This is a genomic window from Curtobacterium sp. PhB137, assembly GCF_003814955.1.
In the GTDB taxonomy this organism is placed as follows: Bacteria; Actinomycetota; Actinomycetes; order Actinomycetales; family Microbacteriaceae; genus Curtobacterium.
The window spans coordinates 756,413-769,922 of record NZ_RKQO01000004.1 but is presented as its reverse complement, the minus strand read 5'-3'; the positions used below and the strand labels follow the sequence as shown (position 1 = coordinate 769,922).

At 72.2% G+C, this 13,510-nt stretch carries 12 protein-coding genes; 8 read left to right on the top strand and 4 right to left on the bottom strand.

The annotated features are described in order from the left end of the window. Window positions 1-26: 26 nt before the first annotated feature. From EDF28_RS04095 to EDF28_RS04085, 3 genes are read right to left on the bottom strand one after another with little or no spacing between them, the layout of a single operon-like run. The gene (locus tag EDF28_RS04095; RefSeq protein ID WP_243648935.1) at window positions 27-977 is read right to left on the bottom strand and encodes a carbohydrate ABC transporter permease; all 951 of its coding nucleotides are present in this window, start codon (window positions 975-977) and stop codon (window positions 27-29) included. Then, complete coding sequence (locus tag EDF28_RS04090; RefSeq protein WP_123294575.1) at window positions 974-1,885, bottom strand: carbohydrate ABC transporter permease; 912 nt, start codon at window positions 1,883-1,885, stop codon at window positions 974-976. Before EDF28_RS04090 ends, EDF28_RS04095 begins: the two co-directional genes overlap by 4 nt. Then, complete coding sequence (locus EDF28_RS04085) at window positions 1,882-3,915, bottom strand: beta-galactosidase (RefSeq protein WP_123294574.1); 2,034 nt, start codon at window positions 3,913-3,915, stop codon at window positions 1,882-1,884. The genes EDF28_RS04090 and EDF28_RS04085 overlap by 4 nt, the downstream gene beginning before the upstream one ends. 216 nt (window positions 3,916-4,131) lie before the next feature. On the opposite strand from EDF28_RS04085, the gene EDF28_RS04080 reads away from it, so the two are divergent. From EDF28_RS04080 to EDF28_RS04065, 4 genes are all read left to right on the top strand, one after another. Further along, complete coding sequence (locus tag EDF28_RS04080; protein WP_123937249.1) at window positions 4,132-5,154, top strand: LacI family DNA-binding transcriptional regulator; 1,023 nt, start codon at window positions 4,132-4,134, stop codon at window positions 5,152-5,154. A gap of 81 nt (window positions 5,155-5,235) precedes the next feature. Beyond that, a complete protein-coding gene (locus EDF28_RS04075) occupies window positions 5,236-6,255 on the top strand; it encodes a Gfo/Idh/MocA family protein (RefSeq protein WP_123937248.1) in 1,020 nt (339 codons plus the stop codon). Continuing rightward, on the top strand, window positions 6,252-7,280 hold the full coding sequence (locus tag EDF28_RS04070) for a Gfo/Idh/MocA family protein (protein WP_260154514.1): 1,029 nt from the start codon (window positions 6,252-6,254) through the stop codon (window positions 7,278-7,280). The genes EDF28_RS04075 and EDF28_RS04070 overlap by 4 nt, the downstream gene beginning before the upstream one ends. A gap of 49 nt (window positions 7,281-7,329) precedes the next feature. Beyond that, window positions 7,330-8,571, top strand: coding sequence for an MFS transporter (locus EDF28_RS04065; RefSeq protein WP_123339170.1), 1,242 nt, complete (start codon window positions 7,330-7,332; stop codon window positions 8,569-8,571). Between the two features lie 15 nt (window positions 8,572-8,586). Here EDF28_RS04065 and aztA read toward each other — a convergent pair whose 3' ends face one another. Then, window positions 8,587-9,219 carry a zinc ABC transporter ATP-binding protein AztA gene (gene aztA / locus EDF28_RS04060; RefSeq protein WP_260154513.1) on the bottom strand — a complete coding sequence of 211 codons (633 nt, stop codon included), beginning with the start codon at window positions 9,217-9,219 and terminating at the stop codon, window positions 8,587-8,589. A 50-nt stretch (window positions 9,220-9,269) separates the two neighbouring features. Here aztA and aztB point away from each other — a divergent pair, with 50 nt between their 5' ends. From aztB to EDF28_RS04040, 4 genes are read left to right on the top strand one after another with little or no spacing between them, the layout of a single operon-like run. Continuing rightward, entirely contained in the window at window positions 9,270-10,148 is an 879-nt protein-coding gene (aztB, locus tag EDF28_RS04055; RefSeq protein WP_123937247.1) for a zinc ABC transporter permease AztB, read from the top strand. After that, window positions 10,145-11,359, top strand: a complete 1,215-nt coding sequence (locus EDF28_RS04050; protein WP_123937246.1) for an ABC transporter — start codon at window positions 10,145-10,147, stop codon at window positions 11,357-11,359. Before aztB ends, EDF28_RS04050 begins: the two co-directional genes overlap by 4 nt. Continuing rightward, a complete protein-coding gene (locus EDF28_RS04045) occupies window positions 11,356-12,285 on the top strand; it encodes a metal ABC transporter substrate-binding protein (RefSeq protein ID WP_395874855.1) in 930 nt (309 codons plus the stop codon). The genes EDF28_RS04050 and EDF28_RS04045 overlap by 4 nt, the downstream gene beginning before the upstream one ends. Before the next feature lie 26 nt (window positions 12,286-12,311). Next, entirely contained in the window at window positions 12,312-13,490 is a 1,179-nt protein-coding gene (locus EDF28_RS04040) for a hypothetical protein (RefSeq protein ID WP_123937245.1), read from the top strand. The last annotated feature ends 20 nt before the right edge of the window (window positions 13,491-13,510 follow it).

The following is a 13,510-nucleotide window of genomic DNA, read 5'->3' as shown; positions in this document are numbered from 1 at the left end:
GTGCGGAGGGAGTGCTGGTCGGGTGGCTACTTCAGACCGCCGGACCCGAGGCCGGAGCGCCAGAAGCGCTGCAGGCTCAGGAACGCGATGAGCAGCGGGATGATCGAGACGAACGACCCGATGAGCACGAGGGTGCGCAGGTCGGGGTACTGGTTCACGCTCGAGTTCCACGTGTAGAGGCCGAGCGTGACGGGGAACAGCGACGAGTCGCGGAGCATCACGAGCGGCAGGAAGAAGTTGTTCCAGACGGCGACGAACTGGAACAGGAAGATCGTCACGAGGGCCGGCGACATGAGCCGGACGGCGACGGTGAAGAACGTGCGGACCTCGCCGGAGCCGTCGATGCGCGCGGCCTCGATGATCTCGTCGGGCACGCTCGACGCCGCGAACAACCGCGACAGGTAGACGCCGAACGGGCTGACGATGCTCGGCAGGAACACCGACCAGAACGTGTCGGTCAGGTCGACCTGGCTGAAGATGAGGAACAGCGGCAGGGCGAGCGCCGTGGCCGGCACGAGGACGCCGCCGAGGAACGTGTTGAACAGCGCCTCGCGCCCTCGGAACCGGTACTTGGCCAGGGCGTACCCGCACATCGCCGACAGCACGGTGCCGAGCAGCCCGGCGACACCGGCGTACGCGATGCTGTTGAGCAGCCAGCGCAGGTAGATGCCGTCCTGCCGGGTGAACAGCTCGGCGAGGTTCGCGAAGAAGTCCTGCACCGAGGTCGCGCTGAACCACAGCGAGAACGTGGTGTTGAAGTTCGCGGCCGTCTTGGTCGACGAGACCAGCAGCCAGAAGATCGGCAGCAGGAAGTACAGGGTGAAGACACCCATCACGATCATCGCGGCGCTGCGCGAGATGACGCTCTCCCGCGGCCCGCGTGCACCGTGCTGGTGCGGACGGGAGGCCCGGTTCGGCTCGAGCGGTCGGCCCGCGTCGCGCACGGTGTCGCCCGGGGTGGGTGCGTGGACGGTCACTGGGCGGCCTTCCGCTGGGTCAGTCGGAGGAACCCGATCGACAGGATGAACGTGGCGAGGGCGAGGACGACCGAGAACGCGGCCGCCAGGTTGAAGTTCGGCACCGACGAGGTCGAGTAGACGAGCATGTTGGGCGTGAACGTCGACGAGATCGTCGAGGTGAACTGCCGGAAGACGGTCGGCTCGGTCAGCAGCTGCAGCGTCCCGATCACCGAGAACACCGCGGTCAGCACGATCGCCGGCACGACCAGGGGGATCTTGATCGACAGCGCGATCCGGAGCTGCGAGGCCCCGTCGAGCTTGGCAGCCTCGTAGATCTCGGCCGGGATCGCCAACAGCGACGAGTAGATGATGAGCATGTTGTAGCCGACGAAGACCCAGGTCACGACGTTCGCGACGGCCCAGAGCACGGTGCCGGATCCCAGGAAGTCGACCTTCGAGGTCACGGCGGAGAACGGCGACAGGTCCGGGGCGTAGAGGTAGCCCCACATGATCGCGGCGATGACACCGGGGACCGCGTACGGCGCGAAGAAGGCCAGGCGGAAGAACCGCTTGCCGCGCAGCAGCGGGGAGTCGAGCAGCAGCGCGAACAGGAGCGCGAGCCCGAGCATCACGGGGACCTGCACGACACCGAACAGCAGCACGCGGAGGACCGAGTCCCAGAACGCGCTGTTCTGGAACACGAGCGCGTACTGGCTCAGCCCGCCGAACACCTGTGTCGGGGCGCCGAACGTGCCCTGGCGCTCGATCTTCTGCAGCGACTGCCACACGGCGTACAGGATCGGGACGAGGTAGAACGCGGTGAACAGCAGGGCGAACGGGACCACGAAGATCGCGATCGCCAGGCGGTAGCGGGAGCCCCCGCCCCGACGACGGACGGCGCGGGGCCGCTGGGTGGTGGTGGTCATGATCGGTTCCTGTCGGTGCGGATGATCTGGGTGCTGCCGGCGTCGAGGACGGTGACGCCGTCGACGGGTCGGTCGGTGACGAGCTCGTGGCCCGTGACGGTGTGCGAGGCGGGCTGGTCGGAGTGGTTGAGCAGGAAGACCCACTCGTGCTGGTCGTCGCGGCGCCGGACGACCTCGACACCCGGTGCGGTCGCGGGATCCGGGGAGACGCCGGCCTCGGCGAGCACGCGGCGGAGCAGGTCGCGCAGCGCGTCGGCCTCGAGCACGGTGGACGTGTACCAGGCGGATCCGGCGCCGTGGTCGTTGCGGGTGACCGCGGCGGAGCCGGCGAGCGGGCCCTCGGCGTACTCGACGACGCTCGTGGCGCCGCGCAGCGCGACGGGCTCCGACCACACGGTGCCGGTGGTGCCGTCGGACAGCGCGATCGCCTGGTCCGCGGCGAGCGGCAGGAACTCGTCGACCCGGATGCCGAGCAGGTCGCGGAAGGCGCCGGGGTAGCCGCCGGTGCGGACCCGGTCGCGTTCGTCGACGATCCCGCTGAAGAAGGTGACGACCGCGTGGCCACCGGCGGCGACGTGGTCGGCGATCACGGCGGCGTGCTCGTCGCGCACCAGGTAGAGCTCGGGGACGACGACCGCGGCGTAGCCGTCGAGCGGGGCGCCCGGCGCGACGACGTCGACCGTGACCCCGAGGTCCCGGAGCGCGGCGTGGAACGCGTGCACCTGCTGCAGGTACCGGAGCGCAGTGGTGGGGTGGGCCTCCAGGTCGGCGGCCCACTGGGTCTCCCAGCTGAAGACGAGCGCGACCTCGGCGACGACCCGGGATCCGCGCAGTTCGCCGAGCCGCTCGACGAGCGACCCGAGGGCGACGACCTCGCGCCAGGTGCGCGAATCGGTGCCGGCGTGCGGCAGCAGTGCGGAGTGGAACTTCTCGGAGCCCTGCACCGACGCGCGCCACTGGAAGAAGCAGACGCCGTCCGCGCCCCGGGCGATGTGCGCGACGGTGTCCTGCAGCATCTGGCCCGGTGCCTTCGCGACGTTGTGCGGCTGCCAGTTCACGGCGCCGGTCGAGTGCTCCATCAGCAGCCACGGGGCTCCGCCGGCGAGTCCGCGGGTGGTGTCCGCGGCGAAGGCGAGCTCGGCGTGCGGGCGGGGCAGGCGGTGGTCGAGGTAGTGGTCGTTCGCGATGACGTCCATGTCGGCCGTCCACGACCAGTAGTCGAGCGCGGTGATGTGCGCGGCGACCATGAAGTTCGTGGTGACGGGCTTGTCGCTCAGTTCGCGCAGCACGGCGGCCTCGGCACGGTGGTGGCCGAGGAGTTCGTCGGACGAGAACCGGTCGAAGTCGATGGTCTGCGCGGGGTTCGTGGACGACAGCGTCGCGCGGGGCGGCAGCACCTGCTCCCACGCCGAGTACCGCTGGCTCCAGAACGAGGTGCCCCACGCGGCGTTCAGTTCGTCGACGGTGCCGTAGCGGGCACGGAGCCAGCCACGGAACGCCTCGGCCGAGACGTCGCAGAAGCAGTGCGCGTTGTGGCAGCCGAGCTCGTTCGACACGTGCCAGAGCTTGACCGCGGGGTGGTCGCCGTAGCGCTCCGCCGTGGCGCGGACCAGGGCGAGGGCGTGCTCGCGGTACACCGGGGAGCTCGGGCAGAACGCCTGCCGCCCGCCGGGCCAGCGCGTGGTGCCGTCCGCCACGACGGGCAGGACCTCGGGGTGCAGCGTGGTGAGCCACGGCGGGGTCGAGGCGGTGCCGGTGCCGAGGTCGACGCCGATGCCCGCGCCGTGCAGCAGCTCGATGACGGTGTCGAGCGCGGTGAAGTCGTACTCGCCCTGACGCGGCTCGACGTGCGACCAGCCGAAGACGTTGATCGCGACCAGGTTCACCCCGGCCTCGCGCATCAGCCGGACGTCCTCGACCCAGACCGCAGGGTCCCACTGCTCGGGGTTGTAGTCGCACCCGAAGGCGAGCCCGGTCGAGCCGAGCCCGAGCGCCCCGGTGGCGGGCGTCGGCAGGGTGGTCGTGGTCACGTCAGGGTCCTCGCTGATCGGGGCGACCGCTGCCGCTCCGGTCGTTGACGACCCCTTCGACGGCGAAGGTCACCCAGGTTCTGGGAGCGCTCCCAGTCCAGCCGGATCGAACGGGTTCGGATCGTTCTGGGAGCGCTCCCAGAGTGAACACCAGAAGCGGACCGCTGTCAACAAGACGCGTGCTGGAGCCCGTCCTGGGACGGATATGGTTGCCGCATGTCCGAGGTCCGAACCGCACGCCAGCGCGCCACGATCCAGGACGTCGCCGACGAATCAGGACTCTCCCGGGGCACCGTCTCACGGGTCCTGAACGACGAACCGTACGTGTCGCCCGAAGCCCGCGAAGCCGTGCAGGCAGCCGTCCGGCGCGTCGGCTACGTGCGCAGCGCGGCGGCCCGGAGCCTGGTCACCCGGCGCTCCGGAGCGATCGCCCTGATCGTGCACGAGCCGTCGGTCCAGGTGCTCGACGACCCGAACATCGGCAACATCCTGATCGGCACCAACACGGTGCTGTCGCAGGCCGACCAGCAGCTCGTCACGATCATGGTCGACTCGGCCCGCGACAACGAGCGCGTCGTCGAGTACCTGCGCGGCGGGTTCGTCGACGGTGCCATCGTGCTTTCCGCCCGCGACGGCGACCCGATCACCCGGGCGATCGAGGAGATCGGCATGCCGGCGTGCTTCGTCGGCCACCCGTCCGACGCCGCGAACATCTCGTACATCGGCATCGACAACCGCGCGGCCGCCGAGCGGATCACCCGGCGCCTGGTCGCCACCGGCCGGAAGCGGATCGGCATGCTCGCGTCCGGGCTCGACCGCGACTCGGGGCAGGACCGACTGGCCGGCTTCACCGCGGCCCTCGGCGACCGCTTCGACCCCGAGCTGGTGGCCCGCAACCCGCTGTTCAGCTACACCGCCGGCGCCGACGGCATGCGTGAACTCCTCGACCGGGCCCCCGACCTCGACGGGGTGTTCGCCGCCTCGGACGCCGTGGCCGCTGGCGCGATGGACGTCCTGCAGCGCAGCGGCCGGTCGGTCCCCGGTGACGTCGGCGTGGTCGGCTTCGACGACAGCGCCTGGGCACTGCGTTGCGACCCGCCGCTGTCGACGGTCCGGCAACCCGCGCACACCCTCGGCGAGAGCGCGGCGCAGCAGGTACTCGCGCAGATCGCCGGTGCCGACGAGGGCCCGCACGGACTCATCCTGCCGACGGAGGTGGTCTGGCGCGGCTCCGCCTGAGCACCACCCTCCGACCGCCGGCTCGGTAGCATGGCCCGGTCCCCGTCACCGTCGACCGGTCCACCCCGCGAAGGAGCCCCGATGCCCCCGACCCCTCCCCGGATCGGCCTCGTCGGCGCCGGCGGCATCGCCCACGCGCACATGCCCGGCCTGCTCCGGCTCGGCCCGGTCGTCGTGTACGCGCAGGACGGTGCGCAAGATCTGGCCGCCGCGTTCGCCCCGGCAGCATCCGCCGCGGGGTCGTCGATCACCGTCGTCGACTCGCTCGACGACCTGTTCGCGGAAGTCGACGTCGTGGACGTGGTGACGCCGACCTTCACCCACGCCGAGGTCGTGCGGGCCGCACTCGCCGCCGGCAAGGACGTCGTGTCGGAGAAGCCGCTCGCCCGGACCGACGCCGATGCTGCGGACCTGGTGGCCCGTGCGCGGGACGCCGGCCGACAGCTCTTCCCGGCCCACGTGGTGCGCTTCTTCCCCGCGTACGTGCGCCTGCACGACGCCGTCACCACGGGCCTCCTGGGCGACCTGGCGGTCCTGCGGTTCGTGCGCTCCGGGGCCTTCCCGATCCGCACCGCGTGGTTCGCCGACCGGGCACTGTCCGGCGGCATCGTGATGGACCAGATGATCCACGACCTCGACATCGCGCGGTGGGTCGCCGGGCCGGTCAGCACGGTGTCGGCGGTCGGCGTCCGTGCCGGCACCGAGGCCGAGCCGGTGGAGGCCGCACACGTCCTGCTCACGCACGAGTCCGGCGCGATCAGCCACGTCGCCGGGATCTGGGGACCGCAGCACCTCGCGTTCTCGACCGAGTACTCGGTGACGGGCACGCGCGGCAGCCTGGCGCACCGGTCGCTCGACGAACAGGACTACGTCGCCGACCTCGCGGTGCCCGACGCCGCGGACGGCTTCCTGCCCGAGGTCGACCCCGCCGACGACCCGTACGGGCTCGAGCTGGCCGAGTTCCTCGGGGCGTTCGCCGGCGGCGCCGCTCCGCGGGTGACGGCGGCGGACGGCGCCGAGGCAGTCCGGATCGCGAACGCGGCACTCGATTCGATGGACACCGGGCAGCCGGTGTCCCTGACGACGGGGGCTCGCGCGTGACCGCTCTGAAGATCGCCGTGATGTCGTTCGCCCACACCCATGCGATCGGCTACCTCACCGCCCTCACCGCGATGCCCGGGGTCGAGGTCCGCGGTGCCGATCCGGGCGGCGTCAGCACGGGCGAGACCGTCATCGAGCTCCGCGGCCGCGACCTGGCCGACGAGCTCGGGGTCGACTACGCGGAGACGTACGACGAGCTGCTCGCCTGGGGCCCGGACGCCGTCGTCGTCACGAGCGAGAACGCCCGGCACCGCGAACTCGTCGAGGCCGCGGCCGCCGCCGGTGCGCACGTCCTGTGCGAGAAGCCGCTCGCGACCACGTGGGAGGACGGCCTCGCGATCCGCGACGCCGTCGAAGCGGCGGGCGTCATGCTCATGGTGGCGTTCCCGGTGCGGTTCACCTCGGCGTTCGACAAGCTCCGCGCGGCGCACGACTCCGGAGCACTCGGGCAGCTGTTCTCGATCCGCGGCGCGAACAACGGCATGCTCCCCCTGACCCGGTCGTGGTTCACCGAGCCGGAGCTGTCCGGCGGCGGCGCGATCGTCGACCACGTCGTGCACATCGCGGACCTGCTCGAGGGCCTGATGGGGTCGGCACCCGTCACCGTGACCGCGGTGGCGAACCGCACGCTGCACGCGGCCCGGGCACAGGCGGAGACCGCCGGACTCGTCACGATCACGTACGCGAACGGCGTCGTCGCCGCGATCGACTGCTCGTGGAGCAAGCCGGACACCTCGGCGGTGTGGGGTGGGCTGACGCTCGACGTCGCCGGGACGGGCGGCACGGTGTCGCTCGACTTCTTCGGGGCGGCTGCTCGCGGGATCGTCGCGGAGACCGGACTGCCGATCGAGTCCCGCACCGGTGCCGACCCCGACGCGGTGATGCTCCGGACGTTCGTCGACGCCGTCCGGTCGGGCGTGCAGCCGCAGCCGGACGTGCACGTCGGGCTGCGGACCCTGTCGATCGTGCTCGCGGCGCAGGAGTCGGTGGCGTCGGGCCGAACCGTGCCGGTACCCGCCGAGTAACGACACGACACGCGGGAATGGCCCGCGACCGGCGCTGCTTGACGAACCCATGACCTCGTCAGCAGAGCGCCGCGGGTGGCTCGGTGTCACGTCCGTCGCACTCGGATCCTTCGTCCTCGTGCTCTCCGAGTTCCTGCCGATCGGACTCCTGCCCGCCATCGCCGCCGACCTCGACGTCGGGATCGGCACGGCCGGGCTCATGGTCGTCGCCACCGGGCTGGTCGGTGCCGTCGCGGCGCCGGTCGTCACGGTCCTGACCTCGCGCGTGGACCGCCGTGTCGTGCTCGTCTCGTTGACCGTGCTGCTCGTGGTGGCGGACGGGCTCGCGGCGATCGCGCCCTCGTTCGGTGTGCTGCTCGTGGCCCGGATGCTCCTGGGCGTCGGCATCGGCGGGTTCTGGGCGATCGGCGCCGGCATCGCCGGTCGACTGGTCCGGCCGGCCGCCACGATCCGGGCGACCTCGCTCATCACCGCCGGCGTCTCGGTCGCGACGGTCGTGAGCCTGCCGCTCGGCGCCCTCGTCTCGTCGCTCGCCACCTGGCGGCTCGCGTTCGTCATCGGCGGCGTGCTCGGTCTGGTCGCGCTCGTCCTGCAGCTCGCGATGCTGCCGCGCATCCCCGCGCAGCAGCAGGTCCGGTTCGCGACGCTCGGCTCGCTGCTCCGCGTCCCCCGTGCCCGTGTCGGTCTGATCGCCGCCGCGTTCCTGTTCGCCGCACAGTTCGCCGCGTACACGTACATCGCGCCGTACCTGCAGGACCTGGTCGGGGTCGGCCCGGACACCGTCACGCTCGCGCTCCTGGTGTTCGGCGTCGCGGGGATCGTCGGGAACTTCGCCGCGGGCTTCACCCTGGGGCGGAGCGTGCTCGGGACGATCAGCGTGTCCAAGGTCGCCCTCGCGGTCGCCGTGGTCCTGCTCCCCCTGCTCGCGCACTCCGTCGTCGGGGTGTTCGTGCTGCTCGTGGTGTGGGGGCTGGTCTGGGGCGCGTTGCCGCTCGGCATGCAGACGTGGATGTCCACGGCGTCGCCCGCCGGGTCCGAGACCGGGCTCGCGCTGTTCGTGACGACCATCCAGCTCGCGATCGCCGCGGGGTCGGTGCTCGGCGGCGCAGCGGTGTCGTCGTTCGGGCTCGCCGCGGACTTCTGGTTGTCCGGAGGGGTCGCCGTCGTGGGCGCGATCGTGCTCGTCTCCCTCGGGCTGCGCCGCTCGAGCGCGGCGCCGGTCGCCGACGAGGCTCCGGCACCCGTTCCGGTGACGACCTCGACGGGTTCCGTCGCCGTCGCCTGCCCCTGACCGTCACCCGCGCCGTCAGAGCGCGGGGAGGGTGACCACGGCGTCGGCTGCGGCGATCGCCACCGGATCGTGTGCGGCGTGCACGACCACCACGCCGTCGGCAGCCTCGGCGGCGAGCGCCGCCACCACGAGCGCCGCGGACGCCGCGTCGACGCCGGCCGTCGGTTCGTCGACGAGCAGCACCCGCGCCCGCTGCGCCAGCCCGAGTGCCACGAGCGTGCGCTGCCGCTGCCCGCCGGACAACGCGTCGAGGGGCCGGTCGGCCAGGTCCGCGATCGCCATCCGCTCGAGCTGCGCGTCGACGACGACGCGGTCGTCGCGTCCGAGCGGACGCCACCAGGCCCGGTGACGCCACCGCCCCATCGCGACGGCCGCGCGGACCGTGAGCGGGAGCGTGGTCGGCGGGACGGACTGGCTCACGTGGGCGACGCCGTCGGACGGGAGGCCCGTGATGCGCCCGGCGGTCGGTCGCAGCACGCCCGCCACCACGTCGAGCAGCGTCGACTTGCCGGATCCGTTGGGTCCGGTCAGCGCGGTGACCCGGCCGGCCGGGAAGGCCGCGTCGAGGCCGTCGAGGACGGTCCGCTCCCCGCGCAGGGCGGTCACCTGCTCGAGGCGGACGGCTGGTCGCGTGTCGGCTGCTGGCACCTGAACACGCTATCAGTATCGATAGTCGTTTTCATGTAGCGTCTCGGATCGTGACCTGGCTGACCGACCCCTTCACCGTCGACTTCATGGTGCGCGCCCTGACCGGCGGCGCCCTGGCCGCGGTGCTGTGCGCCGTCGTCGGGACGTGGGTGCTCGTGCGCGGGATGGCGTTCCTGGGCGAAGCCCTGTCGCACGGCATGCTGCCCGGCGTCGCGATCGCAGCGCTCACCGGAGTCCCCGCAGTGCTCGGCGCCGCCGTGAGTGCCGGAGTGATGGTGTTCGGGGTCGGGGCGCTCCGACGACGCGGTGGCCTGTCCTACGACACCTCGATCGGGCTGCTCTTCGTCGGGATGCTCGCGCTCGGGGTCATCATCGTGTCGGCATCGCGGTCCTTCGCCACCGACGTCACCGCGATCCTGTTCGGCGACGTGCTGGCCGTGACACGCACCGACCTCGTCGGCCTGGCGATCGCGGTCGCCGTCGCCCTGCTCGTCGCGGCCGTGTTCCACCGACCGTTCACGGCACTGGCCTTCGACGTCCGCAAGGCCGCGACGCTCGGCCTGCACCCCCGGCTCGCCGAGGTGGTCCTCATCGGCCTGGTCACCCTCGCCGTCGTCGCCTCGTACCGCGCGGTCGGCACCCTGCTGGTCGTCGGGCTGCTGCTCGCGCCCGCCGCCGCGGCCCGCGCCTGGACGAAGCACGTGGCCTCGACGATGCTCCTCGGCGCGGTGCTCGGTGTCGTCGCCGTCCTGGTCGGCCTGCTCGTCTCGTGGCACGCCGGCACCGCGGCCGGCGCCAGCATCGCGGCCGTCGCCGTCGCCGGGGTCGCCCTTTCCCAAGGGCTGGCAGCCGTCGCACGCAGCACCGCGCGCGCGACCACCAGGCCCGTCGAACACCCCGTCCGAGCATCAGCACGAGAGGCACCATGAACCACGACCCGACCACCGACCGACCACGCACACGACTCCCGCGACTCCTGGGAGCCCTGGGCCTGACGACCGGCCTCGCGCTGACGGCCACTGCGTGCTCCACCGCGTCGACACCGCCGGTCGACGACGCCAGCGCGACCGCGGCCCCGCACGGCTGGGTGGCGGGCGCGACCGAGTCCCAGGAACCCCAGCTGGGCCTCCTGGCCGTCTCCGCGACCGGCGAGACAGCGTTGCGCGACCTGCTCACCGGCGAGACGACCGACCTGGACCGCGTCGGCGCAGCCGAGCACTCCGCGACCGACGGTCGGTTCCTGGTGACGAGCGACGGCGACCGCACCACGGTCGTCGACGGGGGCTCCTGGACCGTCGACCACGGAGACCACACGCACTACTACGCCGCCGAGCCGCGCATCGTCGGGACGCTCGAGGGCGGCGGTCCGGTCCAGGTGCACTCCTCGGAGACGATGACCACGATCGCCTGGCCAGAGCGCGGCGAGGCGGTGGTGCTCGACCGCGCGGCACTCGGGCAGGGCGAGCTCGACGAGACCGCACGACTCGACGCGACCGTGCTGCTCCCGCTCGGCGAGCACCTGGTTGCTGCCGAGGGCGACACCGTCCGCGTCCTCGACACCGACGGAGAACAGACCGGGTCGACCGGGTCGACCAGCGCCGGACAGGCCTGCACCGACCCCGCTGGTGGCATCGTCACCCGCGCCGGCGCCGTGGTGGGCTGCGCCGACGGAGCGGTCGTCGTCGACGATGCCGGTGCGACCTCGTTCGTCGAACTGCCGGACGACGCCGAGCGTCCGACCGCCTTCGCCGCACGGGCCGGCCGCCCCACGGTCGCCGGACTCGCGGGCGACACCGGCTTCTGGTTGCTCGACGTCCGACAGGGCTCCTGGCAGCACGTGCCGACCGAACGGCCGCTGCGTGCGGTGGTCGCCGTCGACGACCAGGACGAGCACGTGGTCGGGGTCGACGACGCCGGTCGGGTGGTCGTGGTGACCGCCTCGACCGGGAAGGTCGCGACGACTGATCCCCTGGTCGACGGCGACCGGGCACCGCTGCTGCAGCTCGACGCGCAGCGCGCCTACGTGGCCGACCCCACGGCCGCCGTCGTGCACGAGATCGACTTCGCGGACGGCGCCCGCGTGGCCCGGACCATCGAGCTCCCGTTGGCGCCCGTCGCGTTCGCCGAGGTGGGACTGTGAGCGGAACCACGCCGGTCGGGCGCACCGCGCGGGCGGTGGCAGCGGCCCTCGTCGTCACCGCCGTCGCCGTCACGACGTCCGGCTGCACCGCCGCCGGGTCGGACCGTCCACTCGTCGCCGTGACGACGAACATCCTGGGCGACGTGGTGACCGAGGCCGTCGGCGACGACGTCGACGTCATGGTGCTCATGCCCCCTGGCGGCGATCCGCACTCGTTCGAGGTGTCCGCGCAGCAGGCGGCGCGACTCCGGAGCGCAGACCTGGTGGTCGAGAACGGCCTCGGGCTCGAGGAAGGAGTGGCCCACCACGTCCGCGCCGCGGCCGACGACGGCGTGGCCGTCTTCACCGCCGGTGACGCGATCAACGCCCTGGAGTGGACCACCGACGACGACAGCGGCCCGGACCCGCACTTCTGGACGGACCCCGCGCGCATGGTCGACGTGGTCGAGGCCCTCGACGACGAGCTGGACGCCGTCGGCATCGACGCTCCCGGCACCGAGGCCTACACCGACCGGCTCGATGCCCTCGACGACGACATGACCGCCGCGTTCGACACCATCCCCGCCGATCGCAGGGCCCTGGTGACGAACCACCACGTGTTCGGCTACCTCGCCGACCGCTACGGATTCCGGGTGGTGGGTGCCGTGATCCCGAGCGGCACGACCCTGGCGTCCCCGAGCGCCGCCGACCTGCGTGACCTGGCGGACGCGATCGAGCAGGCGGGCGTCCCGACGATCTTCGCCGACGCCTCGCAACCCGCTCGCCTTGCCGAGGTCCTGGCGGACGAGGTCGACGTGCAGGTGTCGATCCGCTCGCTGGCGACCGAGTCCCTGACCGAGGACGGCGCCGCGTCGACCTACCTCGGGATGATGCGCTCGAACACCGACTCGATCGTTGACGGCCTGACGGCTCCGATTTCTAGATGAGAATGAGAATCAGTACAGTGTTGTCCATGACCAGAAATAAGACCCTCCGCGCCGCAGCACTGCCGGCCGCGCTGCTCGGCACCGTTGCCCTGGCCCTGACCGGGTGCGCCACGAACGCCGCCGACGCCAAGAGCACCTCGACCCCGAAGGCGGACAGCACCCGCATCACGTTGACCTACGACGGCGGTCTGCTCGTGCTCGACCAGGACCTGCAGGTCGTGGCCGATGACGCCATCGACGGCTTCACCCGCGTGAACCCCGCCGGCGACGGCCGCCACGTGCTCGTCACGGTGCCCGAGGGCTTCCGGGTGCTCGACACCGCAGCGGACCCGGCCCTCACCGACGCGGTCTTCCCGGCCGACACCGGTGGGCACGCCGTCGTGCAGGGCGACCGCACCGCCCTGTTCGCCGACGGCACCGGCGACGTGACGACCTTCGACAACACCGATCTCGACGGCGACGCCCTGCCCGACGCCCGGACCACCGAGTCCGAGGCGGCGCACCACGGCGTCGCGATCGAGCTCGAGGACGGCACGCTCCTGACCACCATCGGCACCGAGGAGAGCCGGAGTGGCGTCCGAGCCCTGGACGCCGACGGCGAGGAACTCACCCGCTCCGAATCGTGCCCGGACGTGCACGGCGAAGGTGCGGTCCAGGACGAGGTCGCGGTCTTCGGCTGCACCGACGGCGCCCTCGTCTACGCCGACGGCGCGTTCGAGAAGCTCGACGCCCCGACCGAGTACGGCCGCACCGGCAACCTGTTCACCACGGACACGTCGTCGGTCGCGGTCGGTGACTACAACGACGACCCGGACAGCGAGGGCTACCTGCTCGACCAGATCGCCCTGATCGACGCGGCCTCGGGGAAGTACACCGTCGCGGACATGCCCGACGGCGTCGGCTTCACGTTCCGCGACCTCGCACGCGGCCCCGGCGACGAAGCGGTGGTCCTCGGCGACGACGGCGCCCTGCACACCTTCGACGAGACCAACGGGGAGCAGCTCGACTCGTTCCCCGTGATCGACGCGTGGGAGGGCCCGGCCGAGTGGCAGGACGCCCACCCCGCCGTGAAGGTCGCCGGCGACATCGCCTACGTCACCGACCCCGCCGAGCGGAAGGTCCACGCCGTGGACCTGACCACCGGGAAGGTCGTCGCCTCCAGCGACGCACTGCCGGGCGTGCCCAACGAGATCGCGGTCGCGTAGCGCTCTGCAGGCGACCACGC